16 protein-coding genes are annotated in these 17,446 nt (G+C 69.5%); 10 read left to right on the forward strand and 6 right to left on the reverse strand.

The annotated features are described in order from the left end of the window. Position 1: 1 nt before the first annotated feature. Positions 2–904 carry an alpha/beta fold hydrolase gene (locus A5789_RS16910; protein ID WP_064904360.1) on the reverse strand — a complete coding sequence of 301 codons (903 nt, stop codon included), beginning with the start codon at positions 902–904 and terminating at the stop codon, positions 2–4. Between the two features lie 81 nt (positions 905–985). Here A5789_RS16910 and A5789_RS16915 point away from each other — a divergent pair, with 81 nt between their 5' ends. The 4 genes from A5789_RS16915 (at position 986) to A5789_RS16930 (ending at position 3,691) form a co-directional block, all read left to right on the forward strand. After that, on the forward strand, positions 986–1,690 hold the full coding sequence (locus A5789_RS16915) for a TetR/AcrR family transcriptional regulator (protein ID WP_064904362.1): 705 nt from the start codon (positions 986–988) through the stop codon (positions 1,688–1,690). 105 nt (positions 1,691–1,795) lie between these two features. Then, the gene (locus A5789_RS16920; RefSeq protein ID WP_063016742.1) at positions 1,796–2,911 is read left to right on the forward strand and encodes a GGDEF domain-containing protein; all 1,116 of its coding nucleotides are present in this window, start codon (positions 1,796–1,798) and stop codon (positions 2,909–2,911) included. Between the two features lie 65 nt (positions 2,912–2,976). Next, entirely contained in the window at positions 2,977–3,279 is a 303-nt protein-coding gene (locus tag A5789_RS16925; RefSeq protein ID WP_064904364.1) for a sigma factor, read from the forward strand. Between the two features lie 112 nt (positions 3,280–3,391). Next, complete coding sequence (locus A5789_RS16930) at positions 3,392–3,691, forward strand: hypothetical protein (protein ID WP_063016746.1); 300 nt, start codon at positions 3,392–3,394, stop codon at positions 3,689–3,691. A 53-nt stretch (positions 3,692–3,744) separates the two neighbouring features. Here the strand turns inward: A5789_RS16930 and A5789_RS16935 are convergent, their stop codons facing one another. Continuing rightward, positions 3,745–4,572, reverse strand: a complete 828-nt coding sequence (locus A5789_RS16935) for a bifunctional 2-polyprenyl-6-hydroxyphenol methylase/3-demethylubiquinol 3-O-methyltransferase UbiG (RefSeq protein ID WP_064923599.1) — start codon at positions 4,570–4,572, stop codon at positions 3,745–3,747. A gap of 55 nt (positions 4,573–4,627) precedes the next feature. Continuing rightward, the gene (locus A5789_RS16940) at positions 4,628–6,157 is read right to left on the reverse strand and encodes a CdaR family transcriptional regulator (protein WP_064904366.1); all 1,530 of its coding nucleotides are present in this window, start codon (positions 6,155–6,157) and stop codon (positions 4,628–4,630) included. Between the two features lie 200 nt (positions 6,158–6,357). Between A5789_RS16940 and A5789_RS16945 the strand changes: the two genes are divergently transcribed. Then, positions 6,358–6,804: a GreA/GreB family elongation factor gene (locus A5789_RS16945; RefSeq protein ID WP_063016795.1), complete on the forward strand. Its 447-nt coding sequence runs from the start codon at positions 6,358–6,360 to the stop codon at positions 6,802–6,804. 45 nt (positions 6,805–6,849) lie between these two features. Further along, positions 6,850–7,101 carry a hypothetical protein gene (locus tag A5789_RS16950; protein ID WP_030516939.1) on the forward strand — a complete coding sequence of 84 codons (252 nt, stop codon included), beginning with the start codon at positions 6,850–6,852 and terminating at the stop codon, positions 7,099–7,101. Positions 7,102–7,107: 6 nt separating this feature from the next. Here A5789_RS16950 and A5789_RS16955 read toward each other — a convergent pair whose 3' ends face one another. Further along, on the reverse strand, positions 7,108–7,350 hold the full coding sequence (locus tag A5789_RS16955; RefSeq protein WP_227463174.1) for a hypothetical protein: 243 nt from the start codon (positions 7,348–7,350) through the stop codon (positions 7,108–7,110). Positions 7,351–7,587: 237 nt separating this feature from the next. On the opposite strand from A5789_RS16955, the gene A5789_RS16960 reads away from it, so the two are divergent. The 3 genes from A5789_RS16960 (at position 7,588) to A5789_RS16970 (ending at position 11,860) form a co-directional block, all read left to right on the forward strand. Then, positions 7,588–8,457 carry a class II glutamine amidotransferase gene (locus tag A5789_RS16960; protein ID WP_064904368.1) on the forward strand — a complete coding sequence of 290 codons (870 nt, stop codon included), beginning with the start codon at positions 7,588–7,590 and terminating at the stop codon, positions 8,455–8,457. Between the two features lie 91 nt (positions 8,458–8,548). Continuing rightward, positions 8,549–10,072: an acetyl-CoA acetyltransferase gene (locus A5789_RS16965; RefSeq protein WP_064904370.1), complete on the forward strand. Its 1,524-nt coding sequence runs from the start codon at positions 8,549–8,551 to the stop codon at positions 10,070–10,072. Positions 10,073–10,102: 30 nt separating this feature from the next. After that, positions 10,103–11,860, forward strand: coding sequence for a DUF3556 domain-containing protein (locus tag A5789_RS16970; RefSeq protein ID WP_064904372.1), 1,758 nt, complete (start codon positions 10,103–10,105; stop codon positions 11,858–11,860). A gap of 29 nt (positions 11,861–11,889) precedes the next feature. On the opposite strand, the gene A5789_RS16975 is transcribed toward A5789_RS16970, so the two are convergent. Next, a complete protein-coding gene (locus A5789_RS16975) occupies positions 11,890–14,187 on the reverse strand; it encodes a hypothetical protein (RefSeq protein ID WP_064904374.1) in 2,298 nt (765 codons plus the stop codon). A gap of 290 nt (positions 14,188–14,477) precedes the next feature. Here A5789_RS16975 and A5789_RS16980 point away from each other — a divergent pair, with 290 nt between their 5' ends. Next, positions 14,478–15,473 (forward strand): SMP-30/gluconolactonase/LRE family protein, encoded by a 996-nt coding sequence (locus A5789_RS16980; RefSeq protein WP_227463175.1) that lies wholly within the window; start codon positions 14,478–14,480, stop codon positions 15,471–15,473. A 37-nt stretch (positions 15,474–15,510) separates the two neighbouring features. On the opposite strand, the gene A5789_RS16985 is transcribed toward A5789_RS16980, so the two are convergent. Further along, positions 15,511–17,259, reverse strand: a complete 1,749-nt coding sequence (locus A5789_RS16985) for a serine/threonine-protein kinase (protein ID WP_064904384.1) — start codon at positions 17,257–17,259, stop codon at positions 15,511–15,513. Positions 17,260–17,446 lie beyond the last annotated feature (187 nt).

The following is a 17,446-nucleotide window of genomic DNA, read 5'->3' on the forward strand; positions in this document are numbered from 1 at the left end:
GCTACCGGCCCGGGCCGAGGTAGTCGAGGATGATCCGGTCGACCTCCTCCGGCTTCTCCAAATGCAGGAAATGCCCCGCGTCGGCGATGCGGACGACGCGGCTTCCCGCGGGCAGGTGACGCTCCAGATCGTGGAAGAAGCCGGGGCGCAGGCATCCGTCGGTGGCGCCGTAGAGCTGCAGTATGGGGTGGATCGGTGGGCTCATCAGCAGTCGGTCGAGGTCGCGGGGTCGCGTCGGCCGCGGCCGGACCAGTTGCCGGTAGTAGCCGATGATCGCCGAGCGGTGTTGCGGCGGTGCGGCCGCGGCGAGGTGAGCGAGGTCGTCGGTGGCGTCGTAGCCGGGAGACCATCGCCGCCACAGGAATGCCGTCATCGAGGTGAACAACCGTTCGGGAACGGCGGGGAACTGGTTGGCGAGGATGTACCAGCTGTTCACCGACTGCGCCAGCGTCCGCCCGACCTGGCGGGCGAGGTCACCGCGGGTGATCCGCACGCTCGCCAGGGGCGGAACGGCCGCGGCGACGAAGGCCCGGAACGGTGATTCGGGCAGTGCGGCAATGGCATTCGCGGTGAAGGCGCCCCAGTCGTGGCCGATGACCACGGCCCGGTCGGCGCCGAGGCGTTCGGCGATGCCGAGAGCGTCGGCGACGCGCGAGCCGGTCGACAGGTCACCGTCGGCCGGCACCGACGACGGAGCGTATCCGCGGCTGAACGGTGCGACGGCGTAGTACCCGTGCTCTGCCAGTGCGGGTCCGAGATGGCGCCACGTCCAGGCGGTGTCGGGGTAGCCGTGCAGGCACAGTGCGAGCGGCGCCGCGGGGTCGCCCCAGGTGAGGGCGTGCAGGGTGACCTGTTCCAGATCGAATTCGGTGCGCCCCGGCGCGGGAGTGGAGGTGGATGCCATCGTGCCTCGTCGGTCGTTCCGCACCCGCTGGGTCCGGCGTCGGCTTTGCTGTTTACAGGCGTATATCCTAGTTTCTGACCCATGGTGGAGGCCGCGATACATCCTCGCCCGCCCCGGCGCTCTCTGGCCGGGCGCTCCGCCGAGACCGTGGACCGCCTGCTCGACGCCGGTCTGGACGTGCTACGCGAACAGGGCTACGACCAGTTGTCGATGCGGGAGGTGTGCCGGCGCGCCGGGCTCACCCACGCCACGGCCTACGGCTACTTCTCGGCGAAACAGCATCTGGTGGCCGAGGCGTACTGGCGCCGGATCCGCACCTGGTGTGCGCGGCCGGTCACCGGAGATACGCCGTCGCAGCGGCTGGCGGCCGTGTTCATCGAGATGGGTGACCTGATGGCCGAGGAACCGGAACTGAGCCTGGCCGCCTCCGCCGCGATCCTCAGCCACGACCCCGACGTGTCGGCCCTGCGCACCCGCATCGGTGCCGCCCTGAGCGAGCGCGTCCGCACCGCCCTGGGCGACGCGTGCACCGGCGAGCTTCTCGACGCCCTGAACATCGCCGTCAGCGGGGCGATGATCCAGGCCGGGATGGGCTACTACAGCTACCGGGAGATGGCGAACCGGCTGACGTCGGTGGCGCGTCTGCTGCTGGCGGCGGCGATCGCTGAGCCGATGCGCGCGATCCCGGCGAGGCGGCACGCGCGGGATGCGCGCGGGTCGGTCGCTCGCGGCGGCCGTCGCGCAAGTGCCACATTTTTGCCCGATGGGCCCGAGTTGCCGGTCTAGACTGCTGCGGATCAGCTGGTGAGATTCCTGAGGTCCTCGCACAAGGATTCTCGCACCGGTAACGAGCGACGGCCGGGCAACCCGGCCGGGTGCGAGGGTGAGTCGATGAATGGCGGCAAGACACTGCGGGCCTGGTGGAACGATCCGGTCGACTACTGCTGGCTGGTACGCAGCCTGACGGCCCGATCGGCGCTGGGTCCGCTGAAAGTGCTGGTCGGTGTCGCCGGGGCGATGATCGCGGCGATGGGAGCGGTGATCACGGGCTCACCGGTGGGACCGCCCGGCCATCCCGGCGTCGCGTCCGCGGTCGGAGTGTCGTGCGGGGTGCTGTGGGCACTGCGCTGGTGGCTGCTGCGCTGGCCCGGCAAAACCGAATCGCTGCTGCTGATCGGCGGCGCCGATGTGCTGTTCATCCTGGAATTCCTGCAGGTGCCGGATCGGGTGTTCGCGGCGATGGGCACGGTACTGCTCGTGGTCACCGGCAGCTACCTCGGCTTCTTCCACAATGCGCGGGTGCTGGCCGCGCATTCGGCGTGGTCGCTGCTGGCGGTGGTCGTGGTGTCGGTGCGCATCGCCACCGGCGGCGGGCAACTGCGCCTGGCGCTCGCGGTCGGGCTGCTGCTGTTCGTGTCGGTGGTCAGTGCCCTGCCCGCGTTGCAGATCCTCTACTGGCTGCTGCGCACCGAATCGCTGTCGGACCCGCTCACCGAACTGCTGAATCGCCGCGGCCTCGAGATTCGGCTCCCGCTCCTGGTCGACCGGCACCCGGCGATCAGCGTCATGACCTTCGACCTCGACAAATTCAAAAGCGTCAACGACACCTGGGGTCACCGCGTCGGTGACACCGTGCTGGCGCGAACCGCCCGGCGCCTGCACGAGGCGGCGGGACGCTCCGCGGTGGTGGCTCGCACGGGCGGAGAGGAATTCGTGGTCGCCGCGCCGATCGCCGCCGATCTCGCTCGCGCGGAGGCCGAGCGCCTGCGCCGCACGGTCGCCGAACCGTCGGACACCACGGTCGAGGTCACCGCGAGCGTCGGTGTCGCCGTCTACGACGCCAGAATCTGCCCGCAATGTCCGCGACCGACCCCGGACCGGCTGCTGCAGTCCGCCGACGCCGCCATGTACCGGGCCAAACAGGCCGGGGGAAATCTGGTGGTGCTCGACGATCTCACCCCGCCGCCGGATCACCACCGGGCAACCGGATCACCCGTCCGCGGGTGATGTCACACCCGGGCGGTTCGGGGACTCTGTGGTGGCAGACGATCGAACGGCCGAGGAGGTTCACCATGGCGTCGACGCCGCAGCATGACGCCGGCGACGAGCTTACCGATCGGTTTCTCGCCTACCGCGAGCTGCTGTTCTCGGTGGTTTACACCATGCTCGGCAGTGTCGCCGACACCGAGGACGTGCTGCAGGACGTGTGGCTCGCGTGGGCCGGGCGGCATCGCGATCCCGGCGCCGAGCCGGTCGAGAACCCCCGCGCCTACCTCGTCCGGGTCGCGGCCAACGCCGCGCTGGCCAAGCGGGCCGAGGTGAACCGACGCCGCGAGACCTACGTCGGCCAGTGGTTGCCCGAACCGCGGGAGTGACCGGCCGGTGTGAATCCGCGGCCTTCGGTGTGGGAGCAACCCCTTCGCAAATGCCTCGATGCCTGCGAGGATACGAAGTATCGAGGGAGCCGTAGCGAAGGGAGCAACGCCGATGACGAGCAGTGGGCACACCACCCATCCCGGACACGAGCACACCCACGGCGAGGGCTGCGGGCACGTCGCGGTGCCGCACGGCGACCACGTCGACTACCTGCACGACGGCCATATCCACCGAGTGCACGGGGACCACGTCGACGAATGCGAACCGAGCGGGCACACCGAACACGCCGGACACGAGCACGTGCACGGCGAAGGCTGCGGGCACGTCGCCATCCCGCACGGCGATCATGTCGACTATCTCCACGACGGGCATCGGCACGCGCCCCACGACGGCCACTACGACGAACACTGACAGCGATACCCGCTACCGGCTGTTCGGCGAAAGCCCCACGGCGCCGGCGTGTTTCAGCAGTCGTGCGGTTTCGATGCCCGTAGCGAGAACAGCAACGGAACCCGCGGCTGCCCGGGCGGCAGACGGTACCGGCCGCCGTCCCCGACCAGGTTGCGGAACCGCGGATACAGGGTGAAGTCGTGTTCGTGGAGGAACTCCAGGCGCAACCCGGCACCGGCGAGTGCGCTGATGATGTCGCCGATGCCGTGCTGCCACTGCACTGTCATGTTCGCAGTGGTCGCCGCGTCCGGGTCGGTGTAGGTGCCGGGCTCGTCGAACACCTGCGGCGCGGGATCGAAATAGTCGTAGGCGACGGTGCGGCCGTCGTCCTCGGCGAGAATGTCGCCGAACGGGTGGAATTCGGTCAGGTAGACGAAGCCGCCCGGCGTGAGCAACTCGGCCACCACCGACGCCCAGCGCACCAGATCCGGCAACCAGACCAGGGCGCCGACACCGGTGTAGACGATGTCGTAGCGGTCGCGGTCCAGTGCCGTCACCGCGTCGTAGACGTTGGCGGTCACGAACCGCGCGCCGGTGATACCGATGCGGGCGGCCAGGTCGGTCGCGGTGCGGACAGCGGGCTCGGAGAAGTCCACGCCGGTGACGCTCGCACCGCGACGCGCCCACGCCAAGGTATCGGTGCCGATATGACATTGCAGGTGCAGCAGGCGTTTTCCGCGCACGTCGCCGACCTCGTCGGGTTCGAAGTCGCGCAGCGCTTCGGCGCCGGAGACGAAACCGTCCAGATCGTAGAACTCGCTCGTGACGTGAATCGGTACGCGCTCGTCCCAATTGGCGCGGTTGAGTTCCACCCACTTGCCGGCTTGCGCGTCGATGCTCACGCCGCGCGACGTTAGCCCGGCTGAGGCACCGCCTCCACCGATTTTCCGCCCGAGCTCAGCCGGTGTGGATCGACAAGGCGATGAGCATCGCCGTGCGTTTGGCCGGATCATCCGGGTCGAGAAAGTCCAGCTCGCGCATGCGCCGCATCCGATGACGCACGGTATTGGGGTGCACGGCCAGGGTGCGGGCCGCGGTGGCGGGATCGCCGTGGGCTTCGAGCCAGGCCTTCAACGTGGGCAGGTACTGGGTGCCGGCCCGCTCGTCGATCTCGGCCAGCTGGGCGACGGGATCTCGGGACGGGAGCCGGCCGGTGGAGGCCATCGAGCGCAGGCGCTGGATCAGGACCCGGTCCCAGGCGGTGTCGTAGCAGGCCGGTTCCGGGGTGGCGGTCGCCGGCAGTGCCATGCACTCGTCGGCCTCCTGGCGGCTCGCGGGCAGCTCCCGCGCGTCGGCGGTGCCGCCGATTCCGGCGACCACGGTCATGTGCGCGGGCAGGCTCGCGGCGATGTCGGCGATCCACCGGTACGCCGGCGCCGGGTCCTCACCGGCCGGCAGCAGCGTGTAGACGGTATTGCCGAACAGCGTGCTGCGACCCACGCGCGACCAGCCGAAACCGGTGGTGGCGCGCTCGAACGCGAGCAGGATGCCGGCGTTGCGTTCCTGCTCGGCGTGGGCCTGCAACGCGATGACACGCAGATCGCGCGCCGGGATGCCGAGCTTGCCGATCGCGGCCTCCGCGTCGGGACTGCCTTCGATCAGTTCGATGACCAGCTCCGACTCGACCTGCCGTTCCAGATCGGCACTGACGCGCGACCGCAGCAGATGCAGCGCGACGGTGTGCGCGCCCTCCTGCAGGATTCTGGCCCGATCCGCCGAGAGCGGCTCACGGCCGGACACCCACACCGAACCCAGCAGCTCTCGGCCCGCGCGCACCGCGGCCACGGTGCGCCCGTGCAACCCGTGCTCGGGCGCGGGCGGGATGTAGCGCGGCGCGTCGGAGCGCGCGAGATGGGCGAAAATGCCCTGCTCCTCGAAGAATCGGCGTACCCGATCGGGCATGCGGCGGCCCAGAATGGTGTCCGAGCGCACCGGGTCGGTGTCGTGGTGCGCGGTCGAGTAGGCCATCACGCGCGAGAGCTGATCCTCGATCGTGACCGGCCCGTCCAGGGACGCCGAGATGGTGTCGGCCAAGGCGAACAGGTCGCTGGGACCGCGCCCGGATTCGGTTTCGCGGCCCTCGAGGACGAGCCCGTAGACCACCGAGGCGATCTGGCTCCAGGACACGCTCGGATCGACGGTCATCAGAGCCGGGCCGCGATCGTCGAGCAGCTGCCGGATCCGGGCGTCCGGTGTCTCGGAGGTGCGGGCCACGATCACGCCGGCGCGGGCGTCGATGCCCAGGGCGAGCGCTTCGGCCAGGTCGGCCGCGCCGACGGCGAGGAACACGTCGCCGGTGGCCGCGTGCGGGCGAATCGGATCGTGGACCGCGACGCTGTGGATCTCGACGGTGCGGTCCACGACGGTGCCGTGCAGGCGGGCGCCGTAGCGGCTCACGATATTGATCAACCGATCCAGTTTCACCATCGGCGCAGATCACCGCTCCTTCCTGGACAGCGGGGCGAGCGCCACGCTGTTCGCCACTGACAATCTGTGCGATCGAGATTGTTTTCTGCTGACAATGTAGCCGGTGTGCCGGCGGGTCACTCTGGAGATGGACCTCGGTGCGGCGGATGTGGTGCCGTCCGGGGTCCGGGGTGTTGTCGGCAGTGGACGAAGAGAATGAGATGACCGGAACGGAAGGCGTCTGGTTGACGCAGGACGCGTACGAGCGGCTACGGCGGGAATTACTGGAGTTGCGGTCGGCGCAGCACGGTCCCGGGGACGAGGACGGACAGTCCGCGGCCGGGCGGCGGTTGCGCCGGCTGGAGTTGGAGGAGTTGCTGGATCGTGCCGTGGTCGGGCAGGCGCCCGCCGACGACGGCATCGCCGAACCCGGGATGGTGCTGACCGTCCGGTTCGACGACGAGCAGACCGAAACCTTCCTGCTGGGCCGGCGCGACGGTGCCGACACCGAGGAGCTGGAGGTCTATTCGCCCGAGTCGCCGCTGGGCAGCGCGCTCACCGGTGCCCGGCCCGGGCAGGTGTGCTCGTACCGGATTCCCAGCGGGGCGTCGGTGAACGTGACATTGCTCGAGGCGGTCCCCTACGGCATGCACCTGCGACGGCGTTGATCGCGGTCGGCCGCGGCGGACTGGGCCGGAAAGTGAGGTCGTGAAATGGATTGGCCACATCTGCTCAGGTTCGTCGGTGTCACCGTCGCGTTCTCGGCACTGGTGCTGCTGGTTCTGGTGCCGCGGAAGGTGACGCGCCGACTGTGCTCGCACTGCGGGCACTCCAATATCGTGCACGACCCGGTATCGGGCCGCTGCCGCAGCGCCGTGGACGCCGGAGTCCTGGTCTCGCGCGACGGCGGCGCCGGGCCGGCGGCCGAGCGCTGCCGATGCCAGGACTATCGCGGCGAACGGTGACCGGCCTCAGGAGGGGGTGCGGCCCGGTTGCCGGCGTCCGGCGAGGAAGTAGGCGATCGGCACCGTACCCGCCGAGTTGAGCAGTGTCACCGCGGTCGCCCACCGCAGTTTCGACCCCCGGATCTCCGCGGCCGGCCGGCGCGCGATATCGATCAGCGCCGCGATTTTCAAGATCCCTTCGACCACCGTCGCGGCCACGATCAGCCGCCGTGTCCGCTCGTCCAGCTCGCTCCACCGTTTCCTCGCCACGAGCACCCCTTTCCGGTTCCGCCACATTTTGATCACCTCATAGTGCACGGCGGGCAACCGCCGATCCAGGGCCGAAGGGCCTCGCGTTTCGCCGCACCCGGGTAGGGTCGGTCCGGCGGCCGTAGCCGCGTAATCGGCGAGAATCCCCGATGACCGTGCACTGAATATCGAAGCGCGACAAGCATTTTCGTCCGAGGCGGATGTTCGGTCCGTGCCGGCGCGGCGAAAGGTGAATCGATGTGCCGATTGTTCGGGCTCAGCGCGGCACCGCAGCGGGTGCACGCGACATTCTGGTTGCTGGAGGCCTCCGACAGCCTGGCGCGGCAGAGCCGCCGCGAACCCGACGGCACCGGGCTGGGCACCTTCGAACCCGACGGCCGGCCCCTGGTGCGCAAGCAGCCCATCGCCGCCTACGAGGACAAGCAGTTCGTGCGCGAGGCCATGGAGTGCGAATCGGCGACCTTCCTCGCCCACGTGCGCTACGCCTCCACCGGGGCGACGGTCGCGGCCAACACCCACCCGTTCGAGCAACACGGGCGGCTGTTCGCCCACAACGGTGTCGTCGGAGGTCTGCCGGAACTGGAACGCGCGCTGGGTGACTACCGCGATCTGGTCGCCGGGCAAACCGATTCCGAACGGGTCTTCGCGCTCGTCACCCGATGCATCGACGAACACGACGGCGATGTCGTCGCCGGGATCGGCGCGGCGGTCGGGTGGATCGCCGACAACCTGCCGGTGTTCGCGCTGAACTTCGTGCTCACCACCGCGCAGGATCTGTGGGCGCTGCGCTATCCCGACACCCACGACCTGTTCGTCCTCGAACGCGCCGCGGGCGGACCCGGCGGCGGCAAACACCTCGACCACGCCGGCACCGGCCCCATCCGCGCCCACTCCCTCGCGCTGGCCGACCATCCGGCCGTGGTCATCGCCACCGAACGCATGGACAGCGATCCCGGCTGGCGTGAGCTGCCGGTGGGCCGGTTGCTGCACGTGGGACCCGATCTGGTGACCGCCCGCCACACCGTCGTCGACCACGCGCCGCGGCACCGGCTCACTCTCGCCGATCTCGGCGAGCACGCCGCGGCCTCACAACGGGCCACCACCTGAGACAAACGTCTGTAACAGGTTCTATTTCCCGTGTTACTGTCACTGCCATGAGACGGGCAGCCGGCACGACCGCACGCAGTGGTGGGGTCCGCTGATGGTGGATTCGCGTACGCCGGTCGTCGTGGGCGTCGGACAGGCCATCGACCGCATCGACAGTTCCGAATACCGGCAGATGTCGTCGGTCGACCTCGCCGCCGTGGCCGCCCGCGCCGCCCTCGAGGACACCGAGGTCCGCTACGCCGACGCCGCCGCGAGCGTCGAACTCATCGCCGGGGTGCGCCAATTCGAAATCTCGGCGCCGGTGCGCGCCCCGCTCGGCCGCTCCGACAACTACCCGCGCTCGGTGGCGCGGCGACTGGGCATCGACCCGCCCCGCGCCGTGCTCGAGGTGGTCGGCGGGCAGGGCCCGCAACATCTGCTCACCGAGTTCGCCGCCGACATCGCCGCCGGGCGACTGGAATCGGTGCTCATCACCGGATCGGACGCGATCTCGACCGAGCGCCACTACGCCGGGCGAGACGACCGACCCGACTTCACCGAAACCGCCGCCGGCCAGCTCGAGGACCGCGGCTTCGGATACGAATCGTTCGTCGACGACAACCTGATCGCCCACGCCGTCATGGGCGCACCCACCCAGTACGGCCTGCTCGAGAACGCCCGCCGCGCGCGCGTGGGCGCGACACCGCAGCAGTATCGCCTGGAAATGGGAAAACTGCTGGCGCCGTTCACTTCCGTGGCCGCCAAGAATCCTCTCGCCGCCGCACCGGTCGAGCGCAGCGCCGAGGAACTGGCGACCGTCACCGACTCGAACCGGATGATCTGCGACCCGTTTCCACGCCTGATGGTGGCCCGCGATCTGGTCAACCTCGGCGCCGCGGCCGTGGTGATGTCGCTGGGCAAAGCCCGCCGGCTCGGCGTCCCCGACGACAAGCTGGTGTATCTGCGCGGCCACGCCGACCTCGAGGAGCAGACCCTGCTCGCCCGCCCCGACCTCGGCGCCGCGCCCACCGCGTGGACGGCGGCGCGAGAAGCGTTGCGGGTGGCCGGAATCGGGCTCGACGACCTCACCACCCTCGATCTCTACAGCTGCTTCCCCGTCGCGGTGTTCAACTTCTGCGACGGCACCGGACTGGCCACCGACGACCCGCGCGGGCTCACCGTGACCGGCGGGCTGCCGTTCTTCGGCGGCCCCGGAAACAACTACTCGATGCACGCGATCGCCGAGACCGTGGCCCGGATGCGTGACCAGCCGGGCGCTTTCGGCCTGGTGGGCGCCAACGGCGGCATCATGAGCAAATACTCGGTCGGGGTGTATTCGACCACGCCGGCGCCCTGGGAGCCCGACCGCAGCGCACACCTGCAGCGCGCCGTGGCGTCGGCCCCGCAGGTGCCCAGCCGGGCGCGCGCCGACGGGCCGGCCCGGATCGAAACCTACACCGTGCGCCACGCATTCGAGCCGCGCACCGGACTGGTCGTCGGGCGCCTGCACGCCGACGACAGCCGGTTCCTGGCGATCATGGCGCCGGAAAGCCTTGCCGCGGTGGACGATCCGATCGACCGCGACATCCTCGTCACGTCGAGCGAGAAGGGCAACACCGCGGTCATGGTGCCGTGACCGGCCGCGGACGCGGGAACGGAGAGATTGATGGGGTTCGTCCAGCCGGAACTGCCGGTCGTCGATCAACAGCAGTGGGAGAACAGCGGCCGCAGTGAGCGCATCCGGCTCATGGCGCGGCACTGGGCCGAGGTCGGCTTCGGCACACCGGTGGTGCTGCATCTGTTCTACGTCGTCAAGATCTGCCTCTACATCCTCGGTGGCTGGCTGTTCGCGCTGAGCACCAGCGGCATCGACGGATTCACCGATGTGGGCAGCTGGTGGTCGGAACCGATCGCGTTCGAAAAAGCCGTGCTCTACACGATGCTGTTCGAGGTGATCGGCCTCGGCTGCGGATTCGGGCCGCTCAACAACCGCTACTTCCCGCCGATGGGATCGATCCTGTACTGGCTGCGGCCCGGAACGATCCGGCTCCCACCGTGGCCGCGCGTGGTCCCGCTCACCCGCGGCACCGCCCGCACCCCGGTCGACGCCGCGCTCTACGCGCTGCTGCTGGTGGTGCTGCTGTGGGCGCTGCTGTCCGACGGCACCGGCCCGATCCCCGCCCTCGACACCACCGTCGGACTGTTGCCGGCCTGGCAGGTCGGCCTCGTCGTCGCCGTGCTGGCGGTGCTGGGACTGCGCGACAAGGTGATCTTCCTGGCCGCGCGCGGCGAGGTCTACGGCTCGCTGGCGGTGGCGTTCCTGTTCGGCGGCGCCGATGCGATCCTGGCCGCCAAACTCGTCTTCGTCGTCATCTGGATGGGTGCGGCGACCTCGAAACTGAACCGGCACTTCCCGTTCGTGGTCTCGACCATGATGTCCAACAGCCCGATCGTGCGCCCGCGATGGCTGAAGCGCCGCTTCTTCGCCGACTTCCCCGACGACCTGCGGCCCGGCTGGTTGTCGCGATTCGTCGCCCACAGCGGCACCGCGGTCGAGATGTGCGCGCCGATCGTGCTGTTCTTCTCCCACGGCGGCCGGCCCACCGCGGTGGCGGCGGTGATCCTGCTGTGCTTCCACCTGGCGATCCTGACCGCCATCCCGATGGGCGTACCGCTCGAGTGGAACGTGTTCATGATGTTCGGGCTCGGGGTGCTGTTCGTCGCCCACGCCGACATCGGCTTCGCCGACGCCACGCATCCCTGGCTGCCGGTGCTGCTGTTCGCGGTCCTCGTCGCGATCGTGATCACCGGAAACCTGCTGCCCTCCCGGATCTCGTTCCTGCCCGGGATGCGCTACTACGCCGGCAACTGGGACACCACGGTGTGGTGCGTCAAACCCTCGGCGGCGCAGAAGATCGACCGCAACATCGTCGCGATCGCGAGCATGCCGCAGGCGCAGATGGAGCGCTACTACGGCAAGGACCGGGCCCAGATCCCGCTGTATCTGGGCTACGCCTTCCGCGCCATGAACACCCACGGCCGCGCCCTGTTCACCCTCGTGCACCGCGCCATGCCCGCCGGCCGCGAGGACGAATACACCATCACCGACGGTGAACGCATCTGCAGCACCGCCATCGGCTGGAACTTCGGCGACGGGCACATGCACAACGAACAACTCATCGCCGCCCTGCAGCAACGCTGCCACTTCGAACCCGGCGAAGTGCGGGTCGTGCTGCTCGACGCCCAGCCCATCCACACCCAGGTCCAGGCCTACCGCCTCGTCGACGCCGCCACCGGCGAATTCGAAAGGGGCACAGTCCGAGTCGCCGACATGGTGGAAAGCCAGCCGTGGGCCGACAACCTCCCCGTCCACGTCACCAGCACCGCGGGCCCGGCCGTCACGGATTCGCACCCAGCTCCCTGACGACCTCCTCAGCGACGGATCGATCGGCATCAGAACGTCGGAATGGCCTTGGACGGAGTCAGTTTGCTGGTCCCCAGCCAGTACTCGGGCAAGGCCATCTTCCGCAGAATCTCCGACGCGGCCGGCAGATCCTCCGCCTGTGCGGCCGCGAGATAGCTGCGGCTGAGATGCACATTGATGAAGCGGTTCATCAATGCCGCGCGCTCGGGTTCGACGGTGCCGGTGATTCCGGGCAGCGTGGTCGCCGAACCGGTGGCGACCTGGTTGATTCGTTCGATCACCGGCTTGCTCGGGTTCGCGAAGTAGGCGCGCAACAACGCCTGCTCCTCGGCGTCGAAACTGCTGAACCGCAACTGCGGGTCGGCGAACCGGCGGTTGGCCAGCCGGTGGGCCGTGCGTTGGAACAACGCCACGTTCGCCGGTGTGCGCCCGAGTTTGAGGACGTTCATCGAGGCGATCGCCTGGCCGAGATGTTTGTCTCCGTCCCACATGTTGGGGCCCCAGCTGGTGCGGTAGTTGTAGGCGCGAATGGCATCCAGACGCATCTGCTTGTCGGTGAAACCGGCGCTGGTCAGGGCGGAATCGGCGTCACCGAGGCCGCCGCCGCGGTCGACGACGCGATCCACCGCGACCGCGGCGCCCAGTGGCGTGTGGCCGTATTCGCCGGCAGCCGAGCGAGCCGAGTCGATGATCTGTTCCCTGGTCCGGTTGTAGTTCAGGATCCAGCCTCGGCGCCCCGACTCCGCGGCGATGCGCATATTGGCTGTCTCCGCGTCCTGCCGCAGCCGCGAGCGCGAGCTGAGCGGAAAACGCCTGCGCCCCATCATGTATTCGGCCACCGGGTTCGCGTTGACGGTATTGATCGCCGCCAGCGCGGTGAGCAGCCGCTCCGAACCCGAGGGCGCGCCCGCGGCCGTCGCCGCAGCCGCACCACCGGCACCGGCCTGCCCGCCCGCGAGAACCGAACCGATCCGCGCCACAGCCTGATTGCCGCGCGCGGCGACGTTCTTGCCCACTCGGCGCAACAACACCACGCCGACGACCATCACCGCACCGCCGACGAAGATCACCTCCATCCCCTGGCCGGGGGTCTGCCGGAACAGATCGTCGAGCACCAGCGCGTACACACCGAGATAGATGGTGAACGCGACCATCTTGCCCGCCGAGACGAACGCGTCGACCAGATTGCGGACCAGGAAGGTCTGCGTCGGCCCGTAGGCGAAACCGCCTGCCGCGAAACCGAATATCGCCATGAACGCGTGATAGATCGCCTCGGCCGCCGCCACCACGATCTTGCCCGACAGATACACCCCGAACAGCAGCAGCACCGCCGCGAACAGCAACAGCAGCAGACCGGTGCAGACCTGCCCGGCATTGGGGTTCTGAGATTTGGTGTAGGCCGCGGTGTCGCCGCAGCGCTGCATGCCGCTCGCGACACGGGCGTCACTGCCCGCCGCGACTCCTGCCGACCATTCGGCCCGGCACGCCGGTGAGCGATCGACGACATGCCCGAAATTCCAGACCTGCAACGGGTGGCGCACGAAATTGTCGGCCAGAGTGTTCTCCATCGTGGCAATCACCGATTGGGGATTCGGATTCGCATCGCCGTTCAGCCCGGCCGCCACCGCGACTCCCACATCGCGGCCCTCGGCGAGCAGCCCGTGGGGCGACAGCACATCGGCCATCGGATGCGCGAGATAGCCGACCCCGAACAGCGCGACCGCCAGCATCGTCAGCACCTGCAGCGTGGCCTTGCTGAACAGCCCCCGCACGACGAACCACGCGACGAAGGACGCGCCGACACTGGCGGCTACCGTCATGACCATCGGGGTGCCGATCTGTCCGGCGAGGGTATCGGCGACCTCGGTCAGCGGCACCGAGACCAATTGCAGCCAGCGAAAACTGATCGCGTACCCGATCAGCCAGATCGCGGTGACAGCGATCGCCATGAAACCGGCGAACTCCAAATCCAGCACCGTCGACAGCGCGGTGTTCCCAGGGTGCAGCAGGCTGCCGTGGTTGGTGGCGAAGACGTAGTCCGAGACCGCTGTTCCGGACGAATCCCGCACGTCCATCCAGCCGATCGCATCGATTGTCGAGGCACCCGCGGCGTCGGTCCGCGACTGCGCGGTCGCTACCGCACCCACACCGATCGGCGCGACGAACAGCAACAGAACCGTCAGCAGCAGCCACGCCGCGACCCGTCGTCCCCGGCTCGCGCCGAGACACCGCGCCCAGCGCCCGGCCACGACTGCGGGCCGCCACCGCGCCGTATCCCAGAAATCGCCCTCCGCACCGCTTCGCTCCGGAGCCCTGACACTCGTCACACCACTATCCCGTCGAAACCGAAACCAGGACCGGCGGAACCATGCGCCGGCGCCGCCACATGCCGACAGCGCATCGACGTGCTCGCCGGCGCTGATGATCACCGGGCACTGTACGGCCGGGCGGGAAGGCCGTAACCCGTTGCGCTCGAGGTGATTCCATCGACCCGCTCGGCGCGGCGACTACTGTGCACCACCGACCGCCGGGCCTGGCCGCCGACACCGGGGTGATCACCCGCCTGCGCCGGAGGTGGTGACGCCTCGGGACCGCCGCCCGGTGGATATGGTGAGTCATGTCTTTCCAGCCGACCCGGTGGACTCCCCCGCCGGCGCCCGCCCGGGCGCGCGCCCCGCACAGCGATCCGCCCATGCCCGACCTGCGGCTGCTCGAACTGCCCGGGGACGGTCCCGAGGATGTGGTGCTCGCACCCGACGGGCGGGTCGTCACCGGCATCGCCGACGGCGCCGTCCTCGCGGTCGACCCGGCCACCGGTGCGGTCGAGCAGATCGCCCACACCGGCGGGCGGCCGCTGGGCCTGCACGCCGAGGCCGACGGATCGCTGCTGATCTGCGACGCCGAGCGCGGACTGCTGCGCCTGGACCGCCCGCACGGCACCGTGGAAACCCTGTGCGACCGGGTCGACGGCGTAGCGCTGAACTTCGCCAGCAACGTCGTCGCCGACACCGACGGCACCGTGTACTTCTCCGAATCCAGCCGCCGCTACCCGCTCGACGACTACATGGGCGACATCCTCGAACACTCCGGCACCGGCCGGCTGTTCCGCCGCTGCCCCGACGGCCGGGTCGAAACCCTGGTCGACGGACTGCAATTCGCCAACGGGATCGTCCTGGCCCCCGACCGCTCCTGTGTGCTGGTCGCCGAAACGGGCGGCTACCGCATCGCCCGCCACCACCTCACCGGCCCCCGCGCCGGCGAGACCGACCATCTGGTGGAGAACCTGCCCGGCTGCCCGGACAATCTCGGCCTCGGCAGCGACGGCCTCGTCTGGGCCGCGCTCGTCACACCGCGAAACCCGGTGCTGGACACGTTGCTTCCGCTGCCCGGTGTGCTGCGCCGCCTCGTGCGCGCCATCCCGCCGGCCCTGCAGCCCAAACCCGCCCGCACCGTCTGGGTACAGGCCTACGACTTCGACGGCACCCTCGTCCACGACCTGCAATGCGAACCCGGCCGGTACGCGATGGTCACCGGCGTCGCCGAAACCGACGGGACCCTGTACCTGGGCAGCCTCAGCGAACCGGCGATCGCGGTGGTACGCCTGCCGTCATGAGACGGCCGAGGCGACAACCGTTGTGCCGCAGCCGGTTTCACTGGCGCCGCAGTGTTCCCGTGATGGCGCCGATCGGACCGGTCATCGAATAGGCGACGGTGTGGTCCGGGTTCAGGGTGAGGGTGGAGGACTGGCCGTCGTCCATACAGGTCGCGCCCGAGACCAAGCGGGCCCGCAGCGTGATCGAGGAATCGCTCGCCGAGGTGAGGGTTTCGGCGCGCCGGCAGGTGAGACCACTGGTCCGGCCGGTATTGCTCGCCGTACCCAGTTCCGTGCCCACCGCGCCCGCGCGCAGGGTGACGACGATGTCGTAGGTGGCCAGCCCGTCGGTGGCGGTGCCCTTCCAGGTGCCCGCGTAATCGGCGGGCAGCGCCGCCAACTCGCTTCCCGCGACTGTCGTCTCGGCGGCGGTGGCCTCCGGGGCCGACGTGTCCTCGGTCTCGACCGAGGTTTCGGTACCGGGAGCAGACGCCGGCCGATCCGATGACGCGCTGCGGAAGGCGAGCGTGGCACTGATCACCGCCGCCGCCACCAACACCACGGCCAGGCATCCGATCGTCACCAACCGGCGCCGCGACGAATTGCTGTGTGCGGGAGGGCTTTCAGCGTGTGCGCCGGCCTGGGTGTAGCCGTGGGGATCCCATGGTGCGGACGGTTGCGACGGCGCGCCGGGCCACGAACCCGTCCGCCCGGGCATACCGGTGTTCGGGAAGTGGCCGGGGGTGAAGGTCGATGACCGGCCCGCATCGCCCGGAAGCGATCGCTGTACGGTCGGCGGTGACGCCTCGGTCGGCGGCACGGGCGTGTGCGGGTGCCCTACGGCGCCGGAGCCGATCAGCGTGGAGGGAAGGTCGGGCGCGCTCTGCGGCGTGACCGGCGGATCGTTCGGCACCGGACCGGAATCCAGATCGAGCAGCATCACCGCCTGACGGCTGATGGCCTCCAGGATCGGTCCCGGCAACCACCCCGACCGGGCGTCACCCAATGCCACACACTGCCTTTCGACTTCGGCTGGCGTCGGGCGATTACCGGGTTGTTTGTCCAGGCATGCTCCCGCGAGCGGACGCAACGCCGCCGGCAGGCCATCCAGGCGCGCCGGTTCCTGCATCACCCGCCACAGCATCGGGATCGAATCACCCGAACCGAACGGCCCACTGCCGCTGGCGGCATACACCAGCACCCCGCCGAGGGCGAACACATCGACCGCCGGCCCCACCGGCGCATCACCCGAAATATGTTCCGGCGCCATATAACCCGGCGAACCGATCACCTTGCCGGTCGTGGTCAGCGTGCCGTCGTCGTCGGCGGCGCGGGCGATACCGAAATCGATCAGCCGCGGCCCGTCGAGAGTCAGCAGCACATTGGACGGTTTCAGATCGCGGTGCACCACCCCGGCCGCGTGCACATCGGCCAGCGCCCGCGCCAGGCCCGCGGCCAGCGGAACCAGCGCCGATTCCGGCAACGGCCCGAACGAGTCCACGGCCTCGCGCAACGACAACCCCGCGACGTACCCGGTGGCCAGCCACGGCCGCTCCGCCTCCACATCGGCGTCCAACACCGGCACCGCATGCGCGCCCGTCACCCGCCGCGCGGCGGCCACCTCCCGCCGGAACCGGGTGCGGAACTCGGGATCATCCGACAGATCCGGTCGCACCACCTTCACCGCGACGGTGCGGCCACCGGCGTTGCGGCCCAGATAGACTCGGCCCATTCCGCCGGAGCCGAGTACCCCGAGCAGACGGTAGGGGCCGATGGTCGCCGGATCACCGGACTCCAGTGGGAGCATCTGGACTCGTCGTTCCTTCCCGGCCGTGCCCTGCCGCGTGCGGGCTCGCTCGATCACACACGAGCGCGGCATCCGCCGCAAGCGGTGGACCTAGGCAAGCTCCGGAAGCTCTAGTGTTCTGCGCCTGAAATCCGTTGCAGATATCGTGCGAGGGAGTCGAGGATCTCTTCGGCGGTCTTGCGCCAGA

Origin of the sequence: Nocardia sp. 852002-51101_SCH5132738, from assembly GCF_001665695.1 — a bacterium.
In the GTDB taxonomy this organism is placed as follows: Bacteria; Actinomycetota; Actinomycetes; order Mycobacteriales; family Mycobacteriaceae; genus Nocardia; species Nocardia nova.